This is a genomic window from Dactylosporangium sp. NBC_01737 (assembly GCF_035963215.1).
Classification (GTDB): Bacteria; Actinomycetota; Actinomycetes; order Mycobacteriales; family Micromonosporaceae; genus Dactylosporangium.
This window is the reverse complement of the sequence record NZ_CP109153.1, coordinates 9968895-9993923: the sequence shown is the minus strand read 5'-3', so window position 1 is coordinate 9993923 and position 25029 is coordinate 9968895. Positions and strand designations below refer to the sequence as shown.

General features: G+C 69.0%; 28 protein-coding genes, 1 tRNA gene and 1 pseudogene. 11 read left to right on the top strand and 19 right to left on the bottom strand.

Going from position 1 to position 25029, the window contains the following annotated elements; all coding sequences use genetic code 11:
* Positions 1–220: 220 nt before the first annotated feature.
* Together OHA72_RS45865 and OHA72_RS45860 are read right to left on the bottom strand one after the other, a co-directional pair.
* Positions 221–1276 carry a hypothetical protein gene (locus OHA72_RS45865; protein ID WP_327011787.1) on the bottom strand — a complete coding sequence of 352 codons (1056 nt, stop codon included), beginning with the start codon at positions 1274–1276 and terminating at the stop codon, positions 221–223.
* 1050 nt (positions 1277–2326) lie between these two features.
* Entirely contained in the window at positions 2327–2659 is a 333-nt protein-coding gene (locus tag OHA72_RS45860) for a hypothetical protein (RefSeq protein ID WP_327002394.1), read from the bottom strand.
* A gap of 91 nt (positions 2660–2750) precedes the next feature.
* Here OHA72_RS45860 and OHA72_RS45855 point away from each other — a divergent pair.
* Positions 2751–2948 (top strand): annotated as a pseudogene (locus OHA72_RS45855) (cold-shock protein); the annotation flags it as partial.
* Positions 2943–3710 carry a cold-shock protein gene (locus OHA72_RS45850; protein WP_327011786.1) on the top strand — a complete coding sequence of 256 codons (768 nt, stop codon included), beginning with the start codon at positions 2943–2945 and terminating at the stop codon, positions 3708–3710. The pseudogene OHA72_RS45855 and the gene OHA72_RS45850, both read left to right, overlap by 6 nt.
* 167 nt (positions 3711–3877) lie before the next feature.
* Here the strand turns inward: OHA72_RS45850 and OHA72_RS45845 are convergent, their stop codons facing one another.
* The 3 genes from OHA72_RS45845 to OHA72_RS45835 all read right to left on the bottom strand — a co-directional run bounded on the left by OHA72_RS45845 (position 3878) and on the right by OHA72_RS45835 (position 5325).
* A complete protein-coding gene (locus tag OHA72_RS45845; protein ID WP_327002393.1) occupies positions 3878–4486 on the bottom strand; it encodes a hypothetical protein in 609 nt (202 codons plus the stop codon).
* Positions 4487–4497: 11 nt separating this feature from the next.
* Entirely contained in the window at positions 4498–4872 is a 375-nt protein-coding gene (locus tag OHA72_RS45840) for a hypothetical protein (protein ID WP_327002392.1), read from the bottom strand.
* A gap of 174 nt (positions 4873–5046) precedes the next feature.
* On the bottom strand, positions 5047–5325 hold the full coding sequence (locus OHA72_RS45835) for a hypothetical protein (protein ID WP_327002391.1): 279 nt from the start codon (positions 5323–5325) through the stop codon (positions 5047–5049).
* On the opposite strand from OHA72_RS45835, the gene OHA72_RS45830 reads away from it, so the two are divergent.
* The 4 genes from OHA72_RS45830 (at position 5324) to OHA72_RS45815 (ending at position 7576) form a co-directional block, all read left to right on the top strand.
* Positions 5324–5512: a hypothetical protein gene (locus OHA72_RS45830; protein WP_327002390.1), complete on the top strand. Its 189-nt coding sequence runs from the start codon at positions 5324–5326 to the stop codon at positions 5510–5512. The two genes, OHA72_RS45835 and OHA72_RS45830, sit on opposite strands and share 2 nt — an antisense overlap.
* A gap of 171 nt (positions 5513–5683) precedes the next feature.
* Entirely contained in the window at positions 5684–6091 is a 408-nt protein-coding gene (locus tag OHA72_RS45825) for an Imm1 family immunity protein (protein WP_327002389.1), read from the top strand.
* Positions 6092–6208: 117 nt separating this feature from the next.
* Positions 6209–6336: transfer RNA gene (locus OHA72_RS45820), tRNA-OTHER, on the top strand.
* Positions 6337–6793: 457 nt separating this feature from the next.
* A complete protein-coding gene (locus tag OHA72_RS45815; RefSeq protein WP_327002388.1) occupies positions 6794–7576 on the top strand; it encodes a hypothetical protein in 783 nt (260 codons plus the stop codon).
* A gap of 105 nt (positions 7577–7681) precedes the next feature.
* On the opposite strand, the gene OHA72_RS45810 is transcribed toward OHA72_RS45815, so the two are convergent.
* The 3 genes from OHA72_RS45810 to OHA72_RS45800 all read right to left on the bottom strand — a co-directional run bounded on the left by OHA72_RS45810 (position 7682) and on the right by OHA72_RS45800 (position 11600).
* Positions 7682–8197 (bottom strand): DUF4262 domain-containing protein, encoded by a 516-nt coding sequence (locus tag OHA72_RS45810; RefSeq protein ID WP_327002387.1) that lies wholly within the window; start codon positions 8195–8197, stop codon positions 7682–7684.
* Positions 8198–9538: 1341 nt separating this feature from the next.
* Positions 9539–11044 (bottom strand): hypothetical protein, encoded by a 1506-nt coding sequence (locus tag OHA72_RS45805; RefSeq protein WP_327002386.1) that lies wholly within the window; start codon positions 11042–11044, stop codon positions 9539–9541.
* A gap of 379 nt (positions 11045–11423) precedes the next feature.
* Positions 11424–11600, bottom strand: a complete 177-nt coding sequence (locus OHA72_RS45800) for a hypothetical protein (RefSeq protein WP_327002385.1) — start codon at positions 11598–11600, stop codon at positions 11424–11426.
* Between the two features lie 1430 nt (positions 11601–13030).
* Here OHA72_RS45800 and OHA72_RS45795 point away from each other — a divergent pair.
* Positions 13031–13915: a hypothetical protein gene (locus OHA72_RS45795; RefSeq protein ID WP_327002384.1), complete on the top strand. Its 885-nt coding sequence runs from the start codon at positions 13031–13033 to the stop codon at positions 13913–13915.
* 204 nt (positions 13916–14119) lie between these two features.
* On the opposite strand, the gene OHA72_RS45790 is transcribed toward OHA72_RS45795, so the two are convergent.
* The 3 genes from OHA72_RS45790 to OHA72_RS45780 all read right to left on the bottom strand — a co-directional run bounded on the left by OHA72_RS45790 (position 14120) and on the right by OHA72_RS45780 (position 16215).
* Positions 14120–15112 (bottom strand): hypothetical protein, encoded by a 993-nt coding sequence (locus OHA72_RS45790; RefSeq protein ID WP_327002383.1) that lies wholly within the window; start codon positions 15110–15112, stop codon positions 14120–14122.
* 137 nt (positions 15113–15249) lie between these two features.
* Positions 15250–15582: a hypothetical protein gene (locus OHA72_RS45785; protein WP_327002382.1), complete on the bottom strand. Its 333-nt coding sequence runs from the start codon at positions 15580–15582 to the stop codon at positions 15250–15252.
* 234 nt (positions 15583–15816) lie between these two features.
* Positions 15817–16215: a DUF6892 domain-containing protein gene (locus OHA72_RS45780; protein WP_327002381.1), complete on the bottom strand. Its 399-nt coding sequence runs from the start codon at positions 16213–16215 to the stop codon at positions 15817–15819.
* Positions 16216–16533: 318 nt separating this feature from the next.
* Here OHA72_RS45780 and OHA72_RS45775 point away from each other — a divergent pair, with 318 nt between their 5' ends.
* Complete coding sequence (locus tag OHA72_RS45775) at positions 16534–16842, top strand: helix-turn-helix domain-containing protein (protein ID WP_327002380.1); 309 nt, start codon at positions 16534–16536, stop codon at positions 16840–16842.
* 12 nt (positions 16843–16854) lie between these two features.
* Here OHA72_RS45775 and OHA72_RS45770 read toward each other — a convergent pair whose 3' ends face one another.
* The 6 genes from OHA72_RS45770 to OHA72_RS45745 all read right to left on the bottom strand — a co-directional run bounded on the left by OHA72_RS45770 (position 16855) and on the right by OHA72_RS45745 (position 21106).
* A complete protein-coding gene (locus OHA72_RS45770) occupies positions 16855–17472 on the bottom strand; it encodes a hypothetical protein (RefSeq protein ID WP_327002379.1) in 618 nt (205 codons plus the stop codon).
* Between the two features lie 10 nt (positions 17473–17482).
* A complete protein-coding gene (locus tag OHA72_RS45765) occupies positions 17483–19033 on the bottom strand; it encodes an ABC transporter permease (RefSeq protein WP_327002378.1) in 1551 nt (516 codons plus the stop codon).
* Positions 19030–19734 (bottom strand): ABC transporter ATP-binding protein, encoded by a 705-nt coding sequence (locus OHA72_RS45760; protein ID WP_327002377.1) that lies wholly within the window; start codon positions 19732–19734, stop codon positions 19030–19032. Before OHA72_RS45760 ends, OHA72_RS45765 begins: the two co-directional genes overlap by 4 nt.
* Positions 19731–20267: a helix-turn-helix transcriptional regulator gene (locus OHA72_RS45755; protein ID WP_327002376.1), complete on the bottom strand. Its 537-nt coding sequence runs from the start codon at positions 20265–20267 to the stop codon at positions 19731–19733. The genes OHA72_RS45760 and OHA72_RS45755 overlap by 4 nt, the downstream gene beginning before the upstream one ends.
* A 33-nt stretch (positions 20268–20300) precedes the next feature.
* The gene (locus OHA72_RS45750; protein ID WP_327002375.1) at positions 20301–20447 is read right to left on the bottom strand and encodes a hypothetical protein; all 147 of its coding nucleotides are present in this window, start codon (positions 20445–20447) and stop codon (positions 20301–20303) included.
* A 137-nt stretch (positions 20448–20584) separates the two neighbouring features.
* Positions 20585–21106, bottom strand: a complete 522-nt coding sequence (locus OHA72_RS45745) for a hypothetical protein (RefSeq protein ID WP_327002374.1) — start codon at positions 21104–21106, stop codon at positions 20585–20587.
* 398 nt (positions 21107–21504) lie between these two features.
* On the opposite strand from OHA72_RS45745, the gene OHA72_RS45740 reads away from it, so the two are divergent.
* Positions 21505–22044 carry a hypothetical protein gene (locus OHA72_RS45740; RefSeq protein WP_327002373.1) on the top strand — a complete coding sequence of 180 codons (540 nt, stop codon included), beginning with the start codon at positions 21505–21507 and terminating at the stop codon, positions 22042–22044.
* A 450-nt stretch (positions 22045–22494) separates the two neighbouring features.
* Entirely contained in the window at positions 22495–23055 is a 561-nt protein-coding gene (locus tag OHA72_RS45735) for a DUF7919 family protein (protein ID WP_327002372.1), read from the top strand.
* A gap of 19 nt (positions 23056–23074) precedes the next feature.
* On the opposite strand, the gene OHA72_RS45730 is transcribed toward OHA72_RS45735, so the two are convergent.
* Both OHA72_RS45730 and OHA72_RS45725 read right to left on the bottom strand, forming a co-directional pair.
* On the bottom strand, positions 23075–23275 hold the full coding sequence (locus OHA72_RS45730; protein ID WP_327002371.1) for a hypothetical protein: 201 nt from the start codon (positions 23273–23275) through the stop codon (positions 23075–23077).
* A gap of 91 nt (positions 23276–23366) precedes the next feature.
* Complete coding sequence (locus OHA72_RS45725) at positions 23367–23714, bottom strand: hypothetical protein (RefSeq protein ID WP_327002370.1); 348 nt, start codon at positions 23712–23714, stop codon at positions 23367–23369.
* A gap of 265 nt (positions 23715–23979) precedes the next feature.
* Between OHA72_RS45725 and OHA72_RS45720 the strand changes: the two genes are divergently transcribed.
* A complete protein-coding gene (locus tag OHA72_RS45720) occupies positions 23980–24795 on the top strand; it encodes an NADP-dependent oxidoreductase (RefSeq protein WP_327002369.1) in 816 nt (271 codons plus the stop codon).
* The last annotated feature ends 234 nt before the right edge of the window (positions 24796–25029 follow it).

Below are 25029 nucleotides of genomic sequence, written 5' to 3'. Positions count from 1 at the left end.
CTGGCACGGCCCACGCGATCGCCGCAGTGCTGCGCTCGTCCCCGGGAGAGTCGCGAGGTCCACCGCGGAGCACCGACCTGCGTGCGCACATCTGCCGCTGTCATCGCGTGTCCACCGATGCGGCAGTCACTGTCCGTCGCGGCTGGGCCAGCGGCGGCGTGCACGACTTTGCCGATTACAGCGCACGTGACCTTGCCGCCGACGATAGTGAATCAGCCGGTCAGAAGGGGTAGTAGCTGTAGTTGTAGGGGCGTCCTCGGTCGTAGATGGCACGTAGCCAGAGCTGTTTGACCTTGGGTAGTCGGGACAAGACGCTGAGGAAGATCTGGCCGTCCGGCTTGAGCCGGGAACCTGGGAGCAGTGCCGGCAGGGCCTCCGGCAGGATCGGCACCGGCCGCCCGACCGGTTTCGGGTCGCGGTGGAATGCGAGATGGGCCCAGACGTCCCAGGCCAGCGGGACCGGCTTCACCGGCCGGGCCAGCGGCCAAAGTTCACCGGTCTGCGGATGTTCCGGCACGAGGGCCAAGTCGCCGTCGGCGGCCGCCAGGCCGGGTCCGGCTAGAAACAGGGCGCGTTCCGGCCCGGTACTCGCGGGGCCGACGAGGCGGTCGAGAGTGGGCCGGAAGATTTCGGCGACGCGGTGATCCGGGATCAGGATCGGGTCACCGCCCGAGGCGGCCAGCAGATGCGCCAGCGCCGAGGCGGCGGCGGCCTCCCATATCGGGTGCCAGTTGCCGTCCGGTGTCGACGGCGGGATGCCGGGCCGCTGGTCGATCAGGTCCGTCCAGTCGAGCGTCGGGTGCGGGCCCGGACCTATCTCGATCACGCTGGTCGTCCGTGGGTCTAGCCACACCGCCTGCCACCGGCCGCAGTCGTCGATCCGGGTGGCCACCGGCGTACCGCAGGTGACGCAGACCATGTTGGGTTTGCCGCCGCCGAGCCCGCAACACGCGGAGTCGCCGACCAGCGACGGGTCGATGACGGCGCCGCGGACGTCCCCTGGGGCGAGCAGCACCTGGCCGGCCGGTCCGTCGGAGATGCTGAACCTCGGCGCGTACCAGCCATGTTCCTCGGCCTCACCGGCTTCAAGGTCGGCCCACCGGCGCCACGGCGAACCGGAGGGCAGCGGATCCACCGCATACGTGCCCGGCTCCAGCACCGGGTCGAGTGAACCCGGCCCGTTGTGGTACTTCTGCCGCGTGTGTACGGGAAGCGCCACCCTTGACACCGGTGCCGTCAGAGCCGCTCCGCAGGTTCGGCAACCGAGAACGGTGATGGCAACCTCCGCGTGTCGATCGACCACCCGGCCCTGTCGCCACCGTGGCTCAGGGTGAAGCGACCGCTTCCAGCGCCGGTCGAAGGAGACCAGCCGCACAGTATCGGCTCACACGAGCGAGGCCGTCCAACCATTTCGGGTTCGGTCGATGGGGTGGAGTCGCTCAATGCCGATTGCGGCTTGCCCGCAGTTCCGGCGACCGTCCGCTTCTGCCGCGAGGTGCTCGGTACCGACGGTGTACGTCGACTCTAGGTGCCCGTGACAGGAGGCGCCCGCAATCCGACATTGATTCACTTCGCTCACTCTGGCCGCGGGGTTGAACACGCGAAATTGCTGTGCTGCCCTCGGACGTAGGCGGCACACGGTGCTGGTGCTGGAGCCGGAGCTCGACGAACACGAGTACCTGCGGCAAGTTGAGCTGCTGGCCGGCGACGTGGTCCGCGCTGCGGCCGAGGAAGGCTGGCTGACCCATGGTGCCGACGCGGCTGAGGCCCCGCTTTGCACCGTGCGGTCAACGAACTTGCCCGCGCCCTGGCACACTGGCATTTCGACGGTGACGGCTGCCTCGACCCCGACCGGGAAATGCTGCCACTCGGCGGCGCCGCCGTCATCACACCGGGTCAGACCACAGCGGCCCAAGACACCTACGACGCTGGATGCGAGCGTCTCGGCGTCGTCGCCCGCGACGAGGGCTGGGCACTGTGGCACACCTGGGACGACCAGGGCCGGCCGTGCACCGTGGTCACCACCCGCCCTGGACACCACCCGGGCCCTGCTGGACAACTGGTCCCATGGCTGGGACCTGCATCCCGTACGGCCACGACGGGCTCAGATCGCTGCGGTGCACGCCCGCTGGCTCGGGCCGATCACGTTCTCACCCAGCCATGCCACCAAGGCCGGCCTCGGCGGACGCTGCACCGGCCTGACCCAGCACCCTCAGCAGAGAACGCATCGGAGTGCCCGACCTGCGATCGAAACAGGCCCGGCAGAACATGCTCGGCGCCGCACACATGTGCCGCTGTCAATGCGCTGTTGGTTATCGAGGGCTGGTCACGTTGCGCCGATGAGGCAGGGGCACGTCTCGTCCTGGTGCTTGTAGTCGTAGGAGCGGGGATGACCGCAGTAGCAGACGCTGAGCAGCGTGTGCTGGGGGTCGGTGGACTGGTCCGGGTCAGCGCCGCATGCCGGGCACGGTGTCGGCGCGTCTGGACCGGTCACCGTCGGCGCTGAGCGGGCCCACCAGGCAACGACGCGCTCGGCCACGGAGTCGAACTCATCGTCGGCCACGTCGAGCGGCCGCGCGGCGGGCGGGCCGGCGCGACGAGCCGGTCGGAGTCGTTCGCGACCGCCACCCGCGTCCTGGCCGCCTACGACCTCCTGCAACCGACTGACCGTGGCCGGTCCCGGTGGTCCCGGGCACGACGACGTCAGCGAGACTGGGAGCAATGCCGCTCTAACGACCTGGAGCTTTCCTATGCCGCACGGGATCGTCCGCTGGTTCGACGCCGAACGGGGGTTCGGCTTCCTCGCGCCTGACGACGGATCACCAGACGTGTTCGTGCACGCCTCCGAGATCGTCGGGGACGGCGGCTCGAAGGTGCTCCGTGAGGGCCAGGCCGTCGAGTTTGAGGCCGGCAAGAACGACCGCGGTCCCCAGGCGCTGCGCGTGCGCGGCACCGCCGAGCAGGCCGCCGGCGGTGCCGTGGGCCTGCTCGGCACGGTCAACTGGTACGAGCCGACCAAGGGGTACGGGTTCGCGTCGCCAGACGGCGGCGGCCCCGACATCTTCATGCACAGCTCGGCCATCGTGACCGGCGGCGTGGTCAGCGACGGGCAGCGGGTGGCCTTCGTCGTCGTCGAGGGCGAGCGCGGCCCGCAGGCCGCGCACGTGATCCCGCTCGGTCCTGGGGCCGGCCTGTCCGCCACGGCAGGCGGTGCCGACGGGGCGGACGGAACCGTCTCCTGGTACGACGAGGACAAGGGCTTCGGCTTCATCGCCCCCGACTCCGGCGCCGGGGACGTCTTCGTCCACGCCCGGTCCCTGGCCGAGGGCCTCACCTGGCTGACAGAGGGCGACCGCGTGGCGTACGAGGTGGTCAGCAGCGACAAGGGCCCGCAGGCCCGCGACGTGCAGCTGGTCCGAGGGGCCGAGCCCGCGCCGCCACCGCGACGCCCGGCACCGGCCGGGCCGCCACCCGCCAGGAGTAAGCCGCCGTCACGGGGCGTGCCCGCACGCGCGGGCCACGGCGTCGTCGCACGTTACGACGGCGACCGCGGGTTCGGGTTCATCACCCCGGACGCCGGAGGCGACGACCTGTTCGTCCACGTATCCGTGGTCGCCGGGTCGGAACCGCTGCAGCAGGGCGACCAGGTCCGGTACACGGTGCGTCAGAGCGACCGGGGCCAGCAGGCCGACCGCGTGGAGCGCCTCTGACACCTCTGAACACATGCTCATCTGCCGCGAGGCGCTCGCCGGCGTTGGAGTGCACGATGCAGACGCCAACCGCGCCGGCGTCCGGCGCCGAAGAGCTCGAGCGTTTGAAGGTCGTCCTGCTCAACCGGAGCCAGACCGGATTGCAGGCCGGTCAGGGCGGTGGTGTATCAGCTGTTGGGCCAGACCGGGATGAGTCCATCACGGCTGTCGTGGAACAGGTACGGCCGAAGGCGCGGTGCGGCGGTCAACGCGGTCCGCAACTCGGCGATATCCCGGGTCGCGACGTGGATCGGCTGGGCAGCGAGCATGGTGCGGAGGTCGGAGAACGGCCACGATTTGCCCAACAGATGCCGAAGTTCGACCAGGACCTTTATGGCGTCCTGCGGGACCTGGTCAATGTAGATCTCGGCGAAGCACGGCCGATCGTCGTCGCCGGGCATGTCGAGGATGGGACAGCCGGACGCCCGCATGCCCGCGACGACGCGGGCGTACTCCTCCTCGTCGCAGATGAGCATGGCCCCCGACGTCAACTGGTTGAAGGGCAGGTAATCGCCGTCGCGACCGTCCAGCAGCACCCAGCCGGGCTCCGTCTCCCAGAACTCGCCGGCACCGTCCGGCCAGGCGGCCACCCTGTCCGTCACACCGCCATCGTGACAGATGCCGCCCCGCTGCCGATGCTCGCGATCCAAAGCCGTGCGCCAGTTGACGGGGTGCTCTCCGGTCGCCGCTGAGGTGATCTTGGCGTACGGATTTGCCGCTGATCGGGCTCGACGCAACGGCCGAAGGGTCAACCGTCAGCAGTCGCCGAGACACCTGGGTCCCGGTCTTCGCATCGGACGCCGGCTGTCGTGATGTCTCCTCTGTGCACAAGTTCCCGGATCGCCGCAGTCATTGCCGATACGCCTGACACCGGCACGATCAGCTGGTCAACGGCCCAGAAGTAGCTGCCATTCGCAACCTCGCCGGTCTCCTTCCACCGTGTCAGCAATCGGCCGACCTCGTCGACGGTGAAGATCGTCAACGCCCACGTGGAGCCGTCCGGAAGGTCGACAAATACGTCGACGTTGGCCACCGCGCTCACGGCCGCCGGGTCCGGCCCGAGCAGGAACCGCGCCACGAACGTCGGCTCGGTGATAGTCGTGTAGGGATCACTGGCGCCCACGAGCCCCAATGATGGCGTACGGCTCGTCTGCATCCTCATCTGCCGTTGGCCGGGCGTCGTCGGCAGCGGGCGTCGATCGTTCCGCCGGCAGCCGGTCGCGCTACGCCGGACCACGTGCGTGCTCGTGCCCGATCCGGGCGCGTGCGCCTTCGCGCATCGGGTCGGCGCCGTGGGTCACCAGTCGCGGACGCTGTCAACGCCGGCTGTCAGGTGGTGACGGGCGGTGTCGAAGGTGCGGCCGTGTTCTGCCTGGGCACGGTCGACGATGGCGTCGAGTGCCTCGAACAGTTCCTCTCGTTCCACGGTTTCGATGAACGGGTCGGCCGCGTCGAGCTGATTGAAAGCTTCGCCGAACTGCCTTCCCAGCTCGTCGAGGCGCGATGTGTGTGTCTCGTCATGGTGCGCAGCGAGTGCCTCGAGGACAGCTCGCCGGGTTGCCGTGTACTGGGCCATGGACATCGGTGGGTGCGGCAAGCCGCACGAGCTCACCGAGTGCCGGCTGCGCGATGGAACCATCGTCGAGCACGGCCCAGCCGTCCTGACCCCGCTGAAGAAGATAGATCTCGTCAGCACCCGCGGAAGCCGCCTCTACGTGCGAACCACCCACTCAGTCTTCGAGGCCGACCTAGCCGAGTGCTGATCGCTCGCATGTCACCTCGCCGCTCGACGGACGTGTCTCATGCCGCGAAGCGCTCTTCGCGACGAGCGAGATAGTGGCCGGCCGCGCGTCTGAGTCACTGATACGCGGGCGCCGTGCGAGCCCAGCAGGTCCGTCCTGCCCGCAGCGGGACGCCCGTGGAGAATCCAGTCCGTGACTTCGCCTGTTCGTCAGTTGACCGCTATCCGCTACCACCATGATCGACCCTGGGATGCCGAGTCGACAACCACCCCCGGCTGGGACGACGTGGTTACCGCGATCCGCCGGATGGACGACCACTTCTACCCGATCGTCCAACTCAACTGCAGCGAGCGTGACGACGGCGAGACGATATTCAACGTAATCGGCGGCAACGGCAGATTCGCCCTCTTCCACATGATGGGCGATTGGCAGTACAGCGACTCGGCCGGTTCGGACGAGGAAGTACGCCTGTGGACCAGCAACCAGGGTTACTTCTGCGCCCAGCGCAACATCCTTACAGACATCGACAAGGTGCTGACGATCGTGAAGGCGTACTACGAAACAGGCTCCTACGCCGGCCTCGATTCTGTCGTCGTCTGACACCCGAAGAGTCACCCGGCCTCACCAAGATCAGACGCACTCATCTGCCGCGATTCGCTCGCTGTGCTGCCCGTAATCCCGTCGACGTGGTCGGCAAGATTGAGCCATGCTGCGTCCGGACCGGTGGCAGAGCCGGGTTATTGCAGCGCTTGGAGCCGAAAGCCGGGCACGCACGGGCGGCTCGAAGGCGCGTGGGGTCGCTGGCGTGCCCGCCCCCACCGGGGGTTCAAATCCTCTCCGGTCCGGCACACCCTCATCTCCGCTGTTGGAGTGCGTCGCTGCTGAGGTTCGCGAGGCGCGCCGATCTTGCTGGTGCTGGTCTGAGTGGTTGTTGCCGATCACGCGAGTGTCTGGACGCCTGCAGGCCGGGATGTGCTCGGACTTCACCGCGTAGGGCATCCTGTCGGCATGCGAGACGAACCTCTCAACAAGTTTGCAGAACTCCTGCGTCCGCGCGGCGGCATCGGCGCTCGGCTCGTTGGGGTTGAGCTGGGCTCCTCGGCGTTGGTGGCGGAAGTCGACGGTCGGATTGCCGGGGGCCGGCCGCACGGTCAACGCCGGGTGGCGCCTCATGCGCGACGAGTTCACCTCGGCCAGGCGCAGGGGCGCTGAGTGAGCTTCTATGGCACCTACGTGCTGGCCCGGTCGGCGACACTGCTGCCGCATGTGCCCGGCATGCGTTCGGCGTTCGGCAGCAGGTTCATGTCCATCGACCGGTACCAAGATGGGTGGCAGCTGGTCGGCCTCATGACGCCGATGTACCACGAGATGCCCACCATCAACGGCGGACCGGTACCTCTGGCGACCGCCACCGGCACACCGGTGCTGGCGGTGGAGATCAAGGAAAGCTACTGCCTGCAGTACGGCGGTGCGACCCCCGGCGGCCGACAGTGGCTGGCGCACTCCGCCCCCGCCGCGGCCGATCGCCACAAGCGCTGCAGTTTCGATCACCACGTCGACGCAACGGTGCCACTGCCTGCCGGCGTCGACCTGCCGGCGGACGACCCTGCCGGCCTGGCGGACCACCTGGCCGGCTGGGCCGGCGAAGCCGGGCTCGACACCTCCGCGAAACGTATCGCAGAGGCGCTCGGCACCCACACCGACGAGTCCGCCGTGTACGGACTGGTGCAGGCGCTCGGCCTCGTCCCGGTCGACACCGTGTACCCGGCCGTTGAGCTCAACGACGCCGACTGGCACGAGTGCTGGCGGCGCGCCGACAACGCCAGCGTGCGGGTCATCCAGGAATGGAACCTCCGCAGGACCGGCGAACTTCGAGCCGCTGGACGACCCGCCGCCGGCAGGCGCCGACGAGTTCATCCGGTTCCTGGACCTGGTCGCCGACTCGATGTTCGGCGGCGGACTCACCAGAGCGGAGCTACGCGCCGAAGCGACCCGCCTGCTGGAAACGTACCCCCGACCGTAGCCACAGATCAGCTGCGCGCTCATACCGCCGAGCGAGCGCGCCGCCGGCTCCGGCTCATGTGACTCGCTGTACGCCGGTGCGCGGACGAGGGAACGGCCCGGTGCTTTCTCCCAATCGCCCTGCACTGGAGGCCGAACAGACGGCAGCCCAGGACCGGCTGCTGCAGATCACAGATCCTGAGTCCATACGCCCTTCGGATGCAGGGCAGGCGGTAGCCAGAGTTGCGGCTGACGTACGCGAACGACTGCCTCGCTATCTGCGTCCCACGTGAAGCGGCCGTTGCGATCCGGCCATAACACCTGGAGAAACGGGATCGGTGGCCGCCGGTAGAAGGCAATGGCGCGGCCGAAGAACGCGCGACACCAACGCAAGTCGACATCCCTGAGCTGGAGCGGCCACCGCTCGATCACACCGTCGAGTGTTTGGCCGGCCTCGACCGATTGCCCGGCCACGGCCTGCCTGCCGATGTCGTTGAGGCAGGTACGCAGTATCTCAACGTCCAACCCGAACATGGCGAGCTCCGGAATCCGATGACTGTGCCACAAGCCGATCGTGTACGCCCAGCCCGGACCGTGATCGTCCTCGGGGACCATGAGCACGCTCCAGCCATGCTCCTGTACCTGGCTGACGGTGTTGACCTCGGCAGGATCGCGCTCGCTTCGGTCGCCGTAGTCGTGGCACATGACGCACCGACAACCTATTTGTTCGTACCTCACGCCCGTGATCGTAGGGTGCCGAGGTGCCAGTGCATGACGGCACAGAGCACGAACCATCCATTCAGCGCGTGAACCATGCGACGCTGAGCCGCACGATCGATCGAGCCACTCAGGACCGACGGCGCACTCATCTGCCGCCGAGCGAGCTCGGCGGCTCGTCGATGAGCGTCACGCTACGTACGCCGTCTCGGCTGCTGCTGGCAGGTGTGGTGGGCTCCGGATGCAGGGCACGGGGCGTTCCGGTGCGGGTATGCGCTGATCGCGACCGGCAGGCGGCTGGCGGCACCGAACGCGGCGTACGCAACTCCGTGCTGCGTACGCCGCGTTCCGTACGTCCGCAACGCGGAGTTGCGCCATGGGGCTTACCCAGAACACGTCAAGGCACGCCAGGCGGCACGCTTGGACTTCGGCGCGCTAACTGAACACGGTCATCAGGGTGTCGACGACCGTTGTAACGATCGTCTTGAACCCGGCCGCGACGGCCGTGGTCAGGGCAGTCGCCGCGAGCAGGACCGCAGCCCAGTCCCGCAGGGTGGCACCGCGACTACCTCGCCGCTGTGACGGGTGTGTCGTACGTCCTGCTCCTTTGCCGTCCGGAGGGCAGGGATCGGGCGGTACTTTGCTCACCAGCAGGTCCTTTCGCTCAGCCATGGGTAATGGACTTCCGGGCGGCGCCCGATCGCGAGTCGGGCGCCGCCCATTTGTGTGCAGGGTGGTGGTACCACCCCGGGTGCACACAAGGTTGCGCAGCATTGTGGGGTATGAATCCGCTTGTTGTCCTCGGAAACCTGCGTAGTTGTTCCCGATGTGACTCAGCCGGCAGCATCATCCCTGCAGCAAGGTCAACAAACCGCGCACCTGTTTGAGCCGGTTCTGATCTTGCCGGTCTTGCAGGCTGATGCAAGAGCCCGGGCCGTCACTAGGACGCCGACACGAAGTGTGGAAGGCCCGCAGTTCACGAGGCTGCCGCCGGGCGAACCCTCTGCACTTAAAACGATCTTGACATCCGCTCATGCCGCGAGTGTTGCGCAGCGCCAGAACCGCCGTCGTCACAGTGAGTGACAGACCAAGCGGCGCCGAGGCTTCCGCTCCTGCCGAATACAGTGCACGTGATCTTTCCGCTGTGGAGTACGCGTGGTTGGTCGCTCGGGACTGGAATGTCGAGCGCCTGTTGTCGGTATGTGGCCCGCTTCCGGTCCGCGGGGACGTTCCTTGACCGTTGCGAGATCTGTCGGGTCGCGGCTGGACCGTTTCGGGTGCTGGTGGCCTTGCGGCCGTCGTTGTCGGTTGGATGTGGATGCGACGGTGTCACCCGGTGGCGCTGAGCAGGGTCAGCATCGCGGGGCGGGGTAGGGAGGGGTTGGCCGCGGCGGCCTCGGCGACCCTGTAATCGGGATCCTCCAGGAGTGCTGTGATGGTCGCGGCGGGCAGGGCCGGATGGCGCGCGGCGACAGGTCGGGCCTGATGGTCGCGCAGGCACAGCATCAGGGTCGTAGCGTCCGCGTTCGAGTGCGACGCGATGACGCGGTACGCCTTCTGGACCGGAGGCACGTGCGCGGCGAGGTCGCGCAACAGGCCGGGACCGCAGGTGGGGTTGCGCGCGACCCGGGCGATGACCCGAGTGCCGTGGCGGGCCACCATCGTGCGCAGCTGCTGTTCGGTGAGCGCGGGGTTGGGTGCCAGGGACTTGAGTGCCTTGGCGTCCGGGTCATCGGCGAGCAGGTTCACGACCGTCGCTGGCAGGTCGGGCCGTTCGGCCAGCAGCATCCGGATGGCGGCGACCGGGGAGCGGGCCAGCTGGGCGATCTCGTCCGGGGTGGCGGCGGCGATGCGCGGCAGTAGCCTCGGACCGATCCTCGTGATGGGCGCGATCGTGGTGAGCACGTCGAGCGGAACGTTGGGGTTGTGCGCCACGCGGCGCCGTACGTCGTGCGTGTCGTCGGCGGCCATCGTCCGGATCAGGTTCTCACCGATCGCGGGGTTGGCGGCCACGGCGCCGCGTACGCCCGGTGTCCGGTCCACGGCCAATCGGTGGTAGACCTCCGCCGGGAGGTCCTGCCGTTCTGCCACGGCGCACCGTACCCAATTCGCAGGATGCCCGGCGCACCCCGCGACGACGTCCGGTGGCGTGGCCGGGTTCGTCACCAGCGCGTACCGCAGGTCCGCTAACGCGTCCTCGTGCTCACCGCGGCAGCAACTGCCGGCAGGCGGGTCAGTGGTTCCGTCGCATCCAGGGCAGAACCTCGCCGGCGGCAGTACCCCGTCGGTGCCAAGCGCGGTCAGCACCGGCGTCGGTGTTGTTTCGTTGGTGGCGACGGCACGCCGGACCGCGACGTGCAGGTGCCGGGCAAGCCGCACGATCACGTCGGCGGGCATCGTGCGCGACCGGGCGGCCTCGGTGACGACCGCGGGGTCCGGATCGTCTGCCAGAGCCCGTAGCACCTCAACCGGGACGTGCTCGGCGGCGGCCACACAGGCACGCACCGACGGATCAGGGTGATCACTCATGACATGCGCCCACGACGCGGGCGCGCTACCGATGTCCAGCAACGCCAGCGCCGCCGGCGGGTCCGCCGGGTCCACCTCGGCGGCGGTCACCAACCCTCGACGAGCCAGACGGATCACTGTGCCGGCGCCGCCACGGGCCGCCAGCGTGCGAAGCTGCGACGGCGACAGGTCGTCCCGGTCTGCCAGCTCGAGGCACACCTCGTTGTCGGCGAGGGCGATCAACCGATCGAGGAGGTCAGCCGGCACGGCAGGGTTGGCCGCAAGCCCGCACAGGAGCCACGAACGCGGGACCGACGCCTCGATCACCTGCCTCCTGTCCCCAATTCGAGCAGCAGAGTCTCTCCCAGGTCCGCGGCACGATCAACGGACTTTCAGACTCCTCCGACCACCCGGTGAACAAACGCGACGGCGTAGGCCGGTCACACGAGGCCGATTGTCCTGCCGACGGCTCGCACGCACGGCTTTGATCGTGCCGTTCCGCAGGCCGCGTGCCAGTCGATCGCCGGCCTGGCCAACGCGATCAATAACCGAGGTCCCGACCATGTTGTCGACTGACCGGGCGATACAGGTAGCCCAGCTGGCGGCCGCCCATCCACCAGACCGTTGGTCGATCAGGGCCTGTTTGCTCAAACGGATTCAACTATGAACAAGATTTTTGATCACCGCGAGGAGGAACGGCACGGCGCTACGCCATGCCCCGTTCGCGGGCGACGCGTCGCATGTCCGCCGCGATACCGTCCCAGAAGTCGATGTCGGTCTGATCTCGCATGAATGCGTACATGGTGCCCTGCGGCGACGCGACTCGCCCGCCACCAGAAGTCACAAGCTCGCCATCGGCACTCGCGTAGATCGCGATGGTCACCGGTACCGCGATTCCGGTCGGCGATACGTTCTGCCGCGATTCAGTACGCAGCAGCCATCCGTGCCGGTCCCGGGATGGATCCTCGAACTGGATGACCTTGCCTCGCCAGTTCGTTCGAGTGTTCCGGCCGGTCAGGTACCGGGCGTCGGGTCGTACGCCGCCGGCTTGCAACTGGGCCGCAAGGGTACGGACACACGCTCGAGCGCTGTCCTCGGCCTCTTGCACACGCTGCATACGCAGGCTCTGAGCGCGAACGCACAGGCCGCAGAAGCCGCCGATCTGGCCATGTGACCAGCAGAAAGCGGCTCCGCCCCGGACTTCACAGTTCCGACCCTTGCAGCGGGCGACGGCACTGATCCGACAATCGTCAACCTGGCAAAGCGCGGGATTTGTCATCTCGCCGTGCCCGTTTTCGCTCGACCCACCCGCCCACCTCGAGGACTGTCACCATTACGTGCTCGGATGCCGCTGACCATGCTGACATCAAAGCCGCAGTACCTTGACACGTCGATCACCTACCTGGCCAATTCGTGGCGGCACCAGCCGCCAGAAACGTTGATCAGCTGCGCTCTCATGCCGCTGGTCGCGCTTCATCACGTATCCGCACGTACCGCGGCGTGCACCGACGGTGAAGGGCCCGCGAGCGAGAGCTTCGACCGGCTCGGGTGTGCGAGCCTGGCCTTTGCCTCGGTCGGAGGATGCTGGCTGGGATCACGGTCGGTCGTCGGTGGGACTCACCCGCCTGGGGGAGGAGTGAACCCGGTTGGGGGTCCGGGCGATCGCGTCGGCCGCGTCGCCGGTGTGATTGGCACAACGGACGCCCATGGTTCCAGCGGGAGCAGCGATCGCGGCGACGCGGGTAGCTGGGCTCCTCCGTGCTCACCGCCCTCGACGGGCCGCACAGAGGCTCCCTGTCGCATGTTCTGCGATATGGAGGGCGGCCCAGCGGCTGGAGTACGGCGCGGGTCCGGCGGGTCGTCGTAGTCTGGCATGGCCAGCATCAGCGCCGCGATACCGCCTACCAGGACGCCGGCGACCGCCACTGTGCCGATGATGTGCCGTCGGCCCAGCTGGCGCTCCGGCCATTTGTCGTCGTCCACCGGCTCCCGTCGCTCCACATCGCAGAATGCTAGACGCAGCAGGCGGATCGCTGGGCCCGTGGTCAGCGGCAGGGCTTGCAGTGCCGCCGATGGTAGCCCGGCGTTGGGATCGCGAAGCCGCCAGAAGCTCCATTGAGCAACTGCACCAGCAACGCTCCGATCGGCGGAGGTTGACCTTGGTCTGGTGCTCGCTCATGCCGCGATGCGCTCGCCACCCAATGTAACGGCGGCGCCGGTCGCCAGCGTCCGGCCGCGCCGAATTGGGGATGCTGCTATTCGTTGGCGGCGCCCTGGGGGCGCGGTTGGTACTGGTACGGCCACGCCATAGCTGTGTCCAAGACGGCCGACGACGTGGCCGGGGTGGCCTGCGATGCTGACGCCATGTCCTTCAACGGATGCGTGCTCTGCGACTGCCTCGATACGGGCGTGTCTACGCCGCCGCCATGCCCGATCGTTTTCCACGGGCCATGGGTCGCCCCCGCGCCCGGGTACCAGGCTCAGCAGCGCGATGTCGACACCTGGGCCCAGGCCGCATGCGCGCACCCCGGGCTTCAACTCGTTGACGACCAGATCAGCCGCGGCCAACTGCGCGAGACGCTCGCCGGTTTCGGCGGCGCGGCCACGTTTCCGGCGTTACACGCTGCGATCCTCGACCCGGTGGATGACCAAGTTCCCCCCGACGACTCCGCACGCTGCCTGGCCGAGCTCGATCACCTCGCCGTACTGACGCGCGCCGACCGCATGGTCGTACTCATCGACGCGGACGATGGCACAGTGCTGCACGTCCGCTCCACCGACCGCTTGGTCTCATTCCCCCGTATCCATGCCATGACGCCACCGTACGCAGTCAATGTTGACGCAGCACACCGTATCCATGGCATGACTGGCTTACCTGATGTGCCACTGACCACGGTCTGGCTCGACGAGGACGCAATCGTCCGAGTCCGCGACGCCGACGGCGTCGAACTCTTCGCCGCCCGCGAGTTCCGTCAAGAGGCGGCCGGACACGGCTGGCAATTCCGCAACGACATCACGGGCGCCGAAGTCCTGCACAGCTCACCAGTACCGTGGTCCGGAGTTGATCGCCCGCGACCGGCACGGCTCAGGGCCGAAGACAGACCGATGGACATTGACATTTACATCAGCTCAGTGGCATTGCTGCGGGAGTTGTTCACCACATCTATGCGAGTCAAGCGACCTGTGTGGTTGTACTGACGGCGCGAGCCGTAGCTGGTCCGGCGGCTGGCCGAAGCCAGTTACCCACCGCGCACATCTGCCGCCGATGGCGCACGATGGGCCGTGCGAGCTCACCACCCACCGTGACCAGCTTCCGCCAGGCCGAGGCTTTCTGTCCTGCCGATGAGCGCCTGCCCGATGATCGAACGCCGTGCGTCCGGCAGCGGCTGGTCGTGTCGTGGGTCAAATCAGGTCGGGCCAGAGCCCCGGCCCGGTGATCCGATCGCTGAAGAAGGACCCGTTCGGCATCTCCTTGCCGTGGTTCTGCACGAATGTCACCTGATCGGCGATCTGCCGGGGACCGTGGTCATGCATGATGCGGTGCATGTTGGTCACTGGTCGTCCTTGAACCATGACCTCCTGCGGAGGCGGCGGCGTGTTGCGCCGAGCGGCGTCGTGCGCCGCGCTGACCCAGGCGGCTTGAGCCGCCAGTTCCGCCAACGGCCGCCCGCCGCCGTACAGGGCTGCGTAGACGTCCATCTCAAGCATGATCGCCTCCGCTTCCCACGCTGCCGGCTGCTCCGTCTCACCGGTGTGGGCGCGGAACGCCGCCGCGGAGCGTGCCCGCGACGCCAACCCCCACATGTAAGCGGTCACCTCCGCGAACGGTTCGTCGTCCGGATCGAACTCGTATGCGCGTGGTTCCGGTAACACCGGGAAACCCAGCGCCCGGACCACCTCGAAAATCTGCTGGTCCGCGCTGAGGTACGGCCCGTCGTCGCTGTCGCGCCGTTGCAGACGGTAGTGCAGGGCATGGTCCAGCCGCGGCACCGACGGCGTCAGGCCCGCAGCCGCAGCCCAATTGATGATCTGGGCTTCGAGCGCTTCGAATGTGCCGCCAGCTCGCACTGGCGGCCGATGCAACATCCCGCAGTCCGCATCGGCCGGGTCATCGAGGTGCCCCGACCACGTCGCCGCATCGGGGACAGCACCGTGAAGCTGAGCACAACAGTCAGCCACATACGCGGCGAACACCGACGCCTTCCACAACGCCGCAACCTCGGTGACAGCCTGTTCCAGGTCGGGCGGATCGTTCCAGCCCGACGTCTCCAGAACCTGCCAGCCATCCCCGAGGTCGCGCAGGCGACGGTGTCGGAACCCGATAGCCTCGATGCGCGGCAAGCGCGTCATCGCAGTATCGGAGCGGGTCAGCAACACCGTGCCGAAGTAACTCACAGCAGGGCAGCCTAGCGGCACGACCTAGAGCCGGTGCTTGATGAATCTACCGAACTCGCAGTGGTCGCGACCTGATGCGCTTGATCAGGTGCGCGCTCATGCCGCTGTCCGGTGTGCTGCGGTCCTACGGCGAACCGTCACTCGGCGGCGTCTGCTGTCACCTTCGGTGTCGGCGCGGTGAGCCACCAATGGTCATAGGCGAGGTGATCCCAGTTGCTGACCAGCCAACACCGCTTGACCGCGCTGGCAGTGCTCCACAGATACCGCAGTCCATCAGCCAGACGGTCAGGCCGACCCGGCGCGAGCAGGCCAGGAAGGTTATGGCAGATGTCGGCGATGGCGTTGACGCGCTTGCGGCGCCGGATGACAGCTTCGGGCGACTGATCCTCTTGTCGATCCTCGGTCAGGAATCGAATTTCGACGAACGCGAGGCGGAGCAGGTCCGCTGTCGCACGCTCCGTCTTGGCCACGGCCGGCTCATCTGCTTGCATCAGCACCTCCAGTCAAGGGCGAAAGGGCATTGCTTTCCGAACGTCCGGGGCGCCGGCGACCACCCGGAGTTGCTTGATCACGTGCGCACTCATGCCGCGAGTGTTGCGCGGCGCCAGACCGTCGTCGTCACAGTTAGTGACAGACCCAAGCGGCGCCGAGGCTTCCGCTCCTGCCGATGAGAGCGCTTAGGACCTGGGCATGTCATCACTCGATCAACGGCGCCTGCAGTGGTGGACTGTCACTCTGCGAGCCTCCGGGCGGGTCAGGACATCGGGGACGTCGAGGCGTGCGAGGGTGACATTCAGGTTGCGTAGCGCGGGCAGCGACTCCAGCGCCCCCGCCCTTGTGCAGTCGCCGGTGAGGAACAGCTCCGACAGCGTCGTGTAGCCGGTCAGCGGGGTGAGATCCAGCGGCGTTGGGTGATAGCCGTGGCCGTCCAGGTCCAACGACCGCAGGCCCGGCAGTGCGTGGATGCCCTCCAGCGACGTTACGTTGTAGTCGTCGGATTCGCCGCCGGTGTCGATGTCCAGGGTCTGTTCGACGAGCATGTAGATCTCGTTGCCGCCGTCGACGTTCAAGTGGCTGATCGCCGCTGCCTCGGCGGACGACACAGCGACGGCGTGCAGGAGGTCCAGCGATGCCGCCAGGCGCAGGCCTGGGCCTGGATAGCCGTCGTCAGGGCCGTGCGGGTGTATCGCAGGCCGGCCAGCAGGGCCGGTGACGGGCACTGCGCCGCGATCGGTGTCAGCTGCTCGACCAGCCCTCGCAGCGGTCCCAGCGCGCCGCTGCCCACCGCTGCGTCGGTGAGGTGCCCGAACAAACTGAACCGGGTGTACGGGTGATACGCCTGATCCGCCGGTCGAAGACCCGGGACGTGGCTGCGCCGCCAGCGCAAGGCCGCCGACTGCCGTCCGTTGCTGCGTGCCGCCGTGGCCACCTTCGACGCGCTCGGCGCGACTGCCTGGGCCGACCGGTCCCGCGGCGAGCTGCGGGCCTCCGGCGAGACGCTGCGCCGCCCCAGCACCGACGCCGCGCAGAGCCTGGCGCCGCAGGAGACGCAGATCGCCCGGTTGGCGGCCGACGGGCTGAGCAACCGCGACATCGCCGCCCGCCTGTTCCTGTCCCCGCGGACGGTCACCACCCACCCTGTCGCGGATCTACCCCAAGCTGGGCATCCGTTCCCGCAGCGAGCTGAACCGCATCCTCGGCACGCCTGGTTGAGCCGTCACCGCGCCTGAGCCTCGGCCGGCTCAGAAGGAGTTCCACTGCTCGATCGCCGGTGACAGACCGAGGTACGCGCGGACGGTGAGGCGCTGTTGCAGGCCGCCGACGAAGACGGCGGTGAGGCGTGCGTGGCCTTCGAGCAGCACGAGCTCGCCGAGGTCGGGTGTCGCCATGACGATGAGGTCGTCGACCGCGTCGGCGGTGGCGAGCCGGGCCGCCAGCTGGAAGCACCAGTCGGTGCCGAGCTCGCTCACCCACGTGGACAACGTGCCGGACCGCAGGGTCGGCAGGACGTCGGCGGGCCGGCGGGAGCCGCTCGACAGCGCGCTCCAGTAGGAGTGGTCGATGTACCGCACGCGTGTGAGGACGTCGGGTGGCAGGACGCCGTGGTGCCAGTCCACGTGTCGGGGGAAGCCGGTGAACAGTTCGCGGTCTCGCCAGCCCCTGGCGGCGGCGAGGGCGTGTTCGCGTGCCTGGTTCTCCTCGGCGGAGTCCAGGTCCGGGCTGTGCACGAGGTGCAGGCCGCCGGCGTCGGCCAGGGCCTGCCGCACGTCGTCGCCGAAGCGGACCGAGCCGGCCTCCCCTCGCAGGAAGGCCAGCACGACCTCGGCCTCGACGGCGGGGCGGAAACCGTTCGGATGCATGCCGTGGAGGTTACGTGGCGCGCAACTCCTCCAGGTCAGTGCTGCGGCGCAGGAAGAGCAGGCCGAGCCCGGTGGTGCCGAGGACCGCCAGGACCGCGATGCCGCCGTCGCGGGCGAGTTCGGCCCACGGCACCGGGACCGCGCGGGTCATCGTCGGGATCTCCACGATGGTGGTGGCCTGCGCGCGGACCTGCGGGTCGCTGCTCTCGCACTCGGCCGCCGTGGCGATGCACTGCGAGGCGGAGCCGCCGCCGCTCTGGACCTCGGCGCCGAGGGTGCGCACGAGGCTGACGCCGACGATGAGCGCGACCAGGATCGCCGGTACCGCCGGCAGCAGCGACTGCCACAGGATCGAGCGGCTCAGCGTGCCGCGTGGCACGCCGGTCGCGACCAGCGAGGCGTATGCGCGGCGCCGGGTCACGATGCCCTCGGCGACGACGACCAGCATCGCCAGCGCGGTCAGCACCAGGCCGGTCATGAGCGCCGCGTCGATGAGGTCCATGGTGCGCATGTAGAACGGGTCCAGCCCTTCGCTGGGGAAGTAGTCCTTGTACGCGTCGCGCTGGATGGCGGCCTGCGCCGCGAACTGGGCCCGCATCCCGGCGGCGCCGGCGCCGAACAGCACGCAGACGAGCAGCACCGCGAGGGTCCGGCTGCCGCTCCACGGGTCGGTCATGAGGCGTCCCGCGGCGAGCAGCCCGGCCGGTCGGCGCGAGAAGCGGTGCAGCAGGCGGCCGCCGGTGTACGCCAGCCAGCCGGTGCCGAGCACCACGCCGAAGCCGGCGCATGCCGAGCCGAGCAGCAGGCCTGCCGGCAGGGTCCAGGCCGGGACCTTGACGTGCACGTGCTGGCCCCACTGCGAGGCGGTGCCGATCGCGGCGAACGCCAGCACGCCGATCACGATGAACACGCCCGACCAGGGCTGGGGTCCCTCGGTGCGACGGACCCGGCGGACCAGGCCGAACGGGCTGACCGTGACCCGGCGCATGACCAGCGCCGCGGCGAGGGCGCCGGCGACCGGGATGGCGAGCGGGGCGACGACCACGAACCAGGGTGCCGGCCACACGTCGGTCGGCAGCGGCAGCAGCCCGTCGGGGCCGGGCCGGTCCAGCAGCCGGTGCCCGGCGAGGAACGCCGCGGTGCCGGTCAGCGACCCGATCAGGCCGGCCAGCCCGGTCTCGGCGACGGCGACGGCGGTCGTCTGCCAGGGCGTAGCCCCGGCGAGCCGGAACGCCGCGAGCCGGCGGTCGCGGGCGGGCGCGCCGAGTCGCGCGCACTGGCCGGCGAGGGCGAACACGGGCAAGGTCAGCAGCAGCAGGGTGATCGCCACCCCGGGGCGCAGCCCGGGCTCGCGCAGCAGGGCGTTGCTGTACTGCTGCGACCAGTCTTCGGAACCGCCCGCCGCGCCCGACCCGTCGCCGAACTGGCCGATCGCCACCACGTTCGCGGCGGCGAGCACGGCGAGGGTGGCCAGGGCGGTGCTCAGCGCGGTCAGCACGACCCGCATCGCGTCGGTCCGGGTACCGGCCAGGCCGAGGCGCACCAGCGTCGTCGGTCTCATCGGCCGTGCCGCCCTGCCGGGAGGGCGATGCCGAGGCCGCTGTCGTCGATCACGCCGTCGGTGAGGACGATCTCCCGGTCCGCGTAGCCGGCGACCCGCGCCTCGTGCGTCACCAGCACCACGGTCGTGTGCTGCTCGTGGGCGACCCGGACGAGCTGCGTGAGGACCTGCTCGCCGGCGAGTTTGTCCAGCGCCCCGGTCGGCTCGTCGGCGAAGATGATCCGCGGCTCGGTGACCAGCGCCCGTGCCATCGCGCACCGCTGCTGCTGCCCGCCGGACATCTCCCCCGGCCGGCTGTCGGCGACGTCGCCGACCCCGACCCGCTCCAGCCATGACAACGCCGCGGTGCGCGCCTCTCGCCGCCCCGTGCCGGCGAGCAGCAGCGGCAGCGCGACGTTGTCGGCCGCGGACAGCTCCGCGACGAGCTGCCCGAACTGGAACAGCACCCCGAACTCGCCGCGCCGCAGCCGGGAGCGGCGCGTCTCGGACAGCGTGTCGATGCGGGTGCCGCGGTAGACGACCTCGCCCGAGTCCGGTCGCATGATCCCGGCCAGGCAGTGCAGCAGCGTCGACTTGCCGCAGCCGCTGGGCCCGGTGACCGCCAGGATCTCGCCTTCTTCGACGTCGAGCGTGACTCCGCGCAGGGCGGGCGTCGCGCCGTACGCGCGGACCACCCCTCTGGCCTGTAGGACGCTGGTCATTGCGGTACCCCCGGGTGCAGTTCGGCGACGCGGGCGAGCGTGGTGTGCAGCCACACCAGGTCGGCGTCGAGGTGGGCGATGGCGTAGTCGGCGGCGATGACGTCGCCGACGTCGGCGGACGGATCAGATTTGATCGCGGTCAGCTCGCGCAGCCGCGCGGTGTGTGCGGCGCGCTGGGCGGCGAGGTAGCCGACGGCCCGGGCGCTGTCGGGCCACATGAGCGCCACCATGACCTTGGCCAGGAGGACGGCGCCGACGTGCGGTGCGGGCGCTTCGACCTCGCTGACCCAGCGTTCCAGCTCGGCCCGGCCGGCGTCGGTGATGGCGAAGGTGGTGCGGTCCGGGCCGCCGGCGCGTTCCTGTCCGGCCTGCTCGACGTAGCCGTCGCGTTCGAGACGGCCGAGCGTGGCGTAGACCTGGCCGAACCCGAGCGGCTTGGCGCGGGGCAGGGTGCGGTCGTAGGCGTGCTTGAGGTCGTACCCGTGTTTGGGTCCGTCCCCGAGGAGGCCGAGCAACACGAACGGCGCGGACATGGCTCTTACTATTCACCGGATGAATAGTGGCCGTCAAGCGCCGTCCTCGGTCGTCACGAACCGGACCTGCACGCCGGCGGCGGTCAGCGCGGCGGTCAGCGCGGCGGTCAGCGCGGTCGGCGTGCCGTCCGGATTGAGCCAGTAGTCTTCGCCCCACGGCTCCAGCGCAACTTCCAGCAACGCGCTGATCTTGCTGGCGACGCCGAGCGGCTCACCATGTCGGCGCCACCGGCGCGGTACCACTCCGGCTCGCCGCCGTCAGCTTCGGGCGGCGTTTCCTGGTACGCATGGCGGCTGAAACTGGATGCCGCCCCAGGTCAGGACGTGGACGGCCGCGGGCTGAGCAGGCGGGTGTCCTGCTCGGTTTGCCCGCTGTCGTACGCTTCGATGTCCCACGCGGTGATGGTGTCCGGCCGGTCGACGGTGATGGTGAACGGGCCGTTGTCCAGGTCGTCGACGTCGATGGCGCTCGCCGGGAACCAGCCGTCCGAGATCACCCACCTGCTGTAGCACTGCCATTCCTCGGTCATGCCGAACGGATGCGGGGTGCTGATCTTGATGCGGAGCAGGCCGGTGCCCGTGCAGCGCAACCGCAGATGCAGGTGCCAGCCGTTGGGTATCGAGACCTCGACGTGGCGCGCGCCGTGTTCCGTCGAGCTCCATGCGCCGGCCGGGTGGTCGTACGAGTCGGGCGTTCGGTCTGGCTGGGGCGTCGAGGCTACGGCGCGGTCCGGCCCGAGTGTCGAGGCGGGCGCCCGAGCCGGACCGGGTTCCGAGCCGGACCGGGGTGAGCCGGTGCACGCGGCCAGTCCGAGGAACGCGGCGACGGCCACCGTCACCGCCGATCCGCACAGCCACCCAGTCCGCTGCCCCCGCACGGCGACAGGCTACAGGCGGCCCCGCAACCCTCGTCGCCCCGGCGGAACGCGGCCAAGAGCGCCTCGAGGAGCACGTTGGCGCCGTGCGGGACGTCGGCGAGCAGCGGATCGCGGCCGGCGCCCGTAGATAGCGCGACCAGTACCCCAACCTGACCAGCAGTTTGAGCACACTGGCCGAACCATCGGACAGCCGTATCGTCACATGCCCTCGATCGAGCGCGGTTGCAGCAGCCCTGACGGCTTGATCGGCTGAGCGCATTGCCGCGGGTCGCTTGCCGCAGATCGTGGACGGCGGTCTGTAGCCCGGCGATGTCTACGCGACACTGGTCTTGCGGGTGCTGTCGTGGTTAGGTCGGCCCGTGCTGAGCGAGCGTGATCGCCTGTTGGAGCTGTACCGGAAGCGCATTGCTGGCTACGCCGACATCGACGGCACGCTCAGCGACCGGTGGTTGGCGCTGTGCCGCGTTCTGCTGACCCACGGCGGTGAACTGGTCGTGCCGCCAATGATTCCTGAATCCGACCTGGACCTGTTGCTCACGGTCGGGATACCGCACGGACCTGCGCTGGCCTCATCGGATCCGGGCGGCGACTGCCACGCCAACGTCGCGAGACTGTGGATCGACGACGAGATCACGGCAGTTGGCACGGGCTACGCCCTGTCCGAAGGTTTGTGGCGGCAGCACTCCTGGGGTATCTCCGCCGACGGCACGGTACAGGAGACCAAATGGCTGTGTGAAGGGTATTTCGGCGTGGTCCTACCGCCAGGCGAACCCACCGTTCTGTTTGTCCTGAACAACTACGACGGTGATGTGAAGGCACGGCTGCGAGCGGGTGGAGGCCGAGGAGATCATCAGCGTGCTGCGAGCCTCCCGACAACGGTGATCCGAACGCTGAGATAGCGCCGGACGCGGCAGCAACGCACGACAGCACTCCTCATGGGTGTCCGCTACCTCTGGGGCTGAATCAAACCGCAGCGGGCAGCCGATGAGCGCGCGGCCCGGAACCGCTGCTACGGCTTGAGATTCGGTCGGCCGCCGCGCTCCGCGTCTGCTCGCGAGCTGGGCCAAGGGTGGCTTTGCCAGTGAGGATGGGGCCTATTGGTCGGTGAGGTCGAGTGCCACCACTCCGGTGGCAGGATCATGAATTCGTTAGTTCGGGTCGGCCACGATATCGGTTCAGGCCAGGAAGTCAGAGTCCAGCGCTGGGGCGCTGACGGTGTCGCTCGGCTGTGGCCTGCTGGGATATGTAGGCACCGACGGTCGGTGCACAGAGGCGCGTCCAGGTACGAATCGACGGTCGGGGACTACGGTCGGACCGGGGTCGGGGAGCCGGACGGTGTACCGTGCGCCGTGACCTACTTCGCGGACCTGACGCCCTACGCATATGGCCATGCCGACACCGACACGCTGCAGTACGACTGGGGCTACGTCAGCTACCGCCCGGAGTACGAGCGGCGCAACGTCGGCTGGCTGAGCGCGGAGCACCCGTTCGAGCGGGGCCCGATGCCGGACTGGTTCGCCGGCGCGCTGCTCGGCGCGATCGGCAATTTGTCCGTCAACCAGTACCGCGGCCTGCACGACTGCGAGTTCTGCCCGCCCGGGGAGGGTCGCGCCATCCTCGATCCTCGGCCCCGCGAGGGCTTCATCGTCATCAACGGGGTTGAGATGCCGCTCGGGCCGAGGTACCTCGCCTACCACGAGATCCGGGTGCCGGCCGGGCCGGCCGTGATGTTCGCGGCGCCGGCGCTGGTCTGGCACTACGTGACCGCACACGGGTACCGGCCGCCGGCGGAGTTCGTCGAGGCGGTGCGGCACTACGATGCCGGCTGGGCGACTCGGCCGGGACCCTGGATCCCCGCCAACGCAGAGCGCCATGTCTACGGCCGCCGGGATCCCGACCTCGACGCGTAGCGTGCCTGCCGGGCCGGTCTCAGACCCGTGCGGGAAGCGCAGCGGTCTCCGTCCAGCTGCACACCGGCTGATCCGAGCGACCGATGCCGTCCTTGACGGCTTCGAAGCGGATGTCGCTGGCCTCATCGACCACAGGTGGGAAGCAGCTACCGACGCGGAGGTGATCGAGGTGGTGGAGCGGATGGTTCGAGCTCTGCATGCGATCAACGACCAGTTCCACGGCCGCCCATGAGACGGACGAGGGGGGTCACCCCGCGCGTACATCGATCGTGTCCAGCGGCGGCATTGCCGGTCCGTTCCGCGGCTCATAGTCAGGCTCGGTTCCCACGAACCAAGCGCTTGATCAGCGTCTCGTTGGCTGGTGCACGCTCTATGCCGCGATGCGCTCGCCACGCACAAGCGACGACAACGGGGTCTCCCTCGTCCGCCCGTGGCCGAATTGAGGGCGCTGCCGGCGGTCCCTGGTAGGTATAGACGCGACGCTCGACGTGGCCCGCACTACCGTTTTTATGCCGATAATGGACAATTGCTGCAGCACCCCACCCGAGCAGCCGGTCCCAGTCGGCCACCGTCGTGCCGGCCACGATCACGTCCGGTGCGCTACCGTTTCCGACCGGGTCGAACCACTGCCGAACGTCGTCCCACAGCACGTCCCGCACAACGCGATCCTGCCCGAACCCGACCAAAGCGGCATCCGAATTGGCTGCAGTTCGCGTTGAGATCGGGCGCGGATGGGTGGATCGGCTCCGGTTCTTGGCGGGCGCCCACTCGCGGATCACGTAGATCTGTGGCTCGGTCTACAGTGGACGCATGCTGGGGATCGTTGCCGCCGCGCTGGGCGGACCTGAGGTGTTGCAGGCGACCGAGCTGCCGGAGCCCGAGGCTGGGCCCGGGCAGGTCGTCGTCCGGATCCGTGCGGTGTGTGTGCACCCGGCCGACGTCGCCGCCACCACCGGGGAGATCCCGCTCGGGCCGGTGCCGCCGCCGTTCCTGCCAGGATGGGACATCGCCGGCGAGGTGGCCTCGGTCGGCCCCGACACCGCGCAGTTCCAGGTGGGTGATCGGGTCGTCGGGATGATCCCGTGGTACCTGACCCGGGGTGCACCCGGTGGTTATGCCGAGCTGGTGGCCGCCGACGCAACCTGGTTGGTGCCATTGCCGGACGAGCTCGACTTCGTGTCGGCGGCCACGGTGCCGCTCAACGCCATGACCGCACACCAGGGGCTGGGGCTGGTGGCGCGGGGCATGTTGCTGGCGGGTAGCAGCGTCCTGGTCACCGGCGCCAGCGGTGGTGTCGGTGGCTTCGCCGCCCAGCTGGCCGTTCAGAGCGGCTACCGGGTCCTGGCGCAGGCCAGCACGGGGGATGAAGCATGGGTTCACAGCCTTGGCGTCAATGAGGTGATCTCGCGCTCCACCGAGCTGGCCGCGGTGGGGCCGGTGGCGGCGGTGTTCGACGCGGTGCCGATCGGCGAGGCGGCGGCCGAGGCCGTCCAGAACGGTGGGGTCGTGGTAACCACCCGGCCGACCCCGGCGATCCTCCCGTCCCGCGGTGTACGTCAGGACCTGCAACTCATCCGGCTCGACCGCGAGCTGCTGGCCGATCTGGTCGGGCAGGTGGCGGCGGGACGGCTGCGCACGCGCGTGGCGGCCACCATGCCGTTGACCGAAGCGGCCGCGGCGCACCGGCGGGTGCTGGCCGGCGGGGTGCATGGGAAGCTCGTGCTGACGGTTGGGTCCTGACCGACGTCCGTTGCGCCGGGCGGCTCGTGGGGTGGTCAGCCGCGCTCACGGGCCATGCAGTTGAGCGGTGACCGTCCGGACGGACGGTCAATGGACCCGGCGGCCGTCGGCAGCGCGTGCGGCATGACCGACAGCCCAGCGACGCTCGGCATCGATTGTGCTGCCGGCCGGCCTGGAGCATCGCGGCGCAGCCGCCGCGGTCGGTGCCGAACCGACCCTGCGCCAGGACCTTCT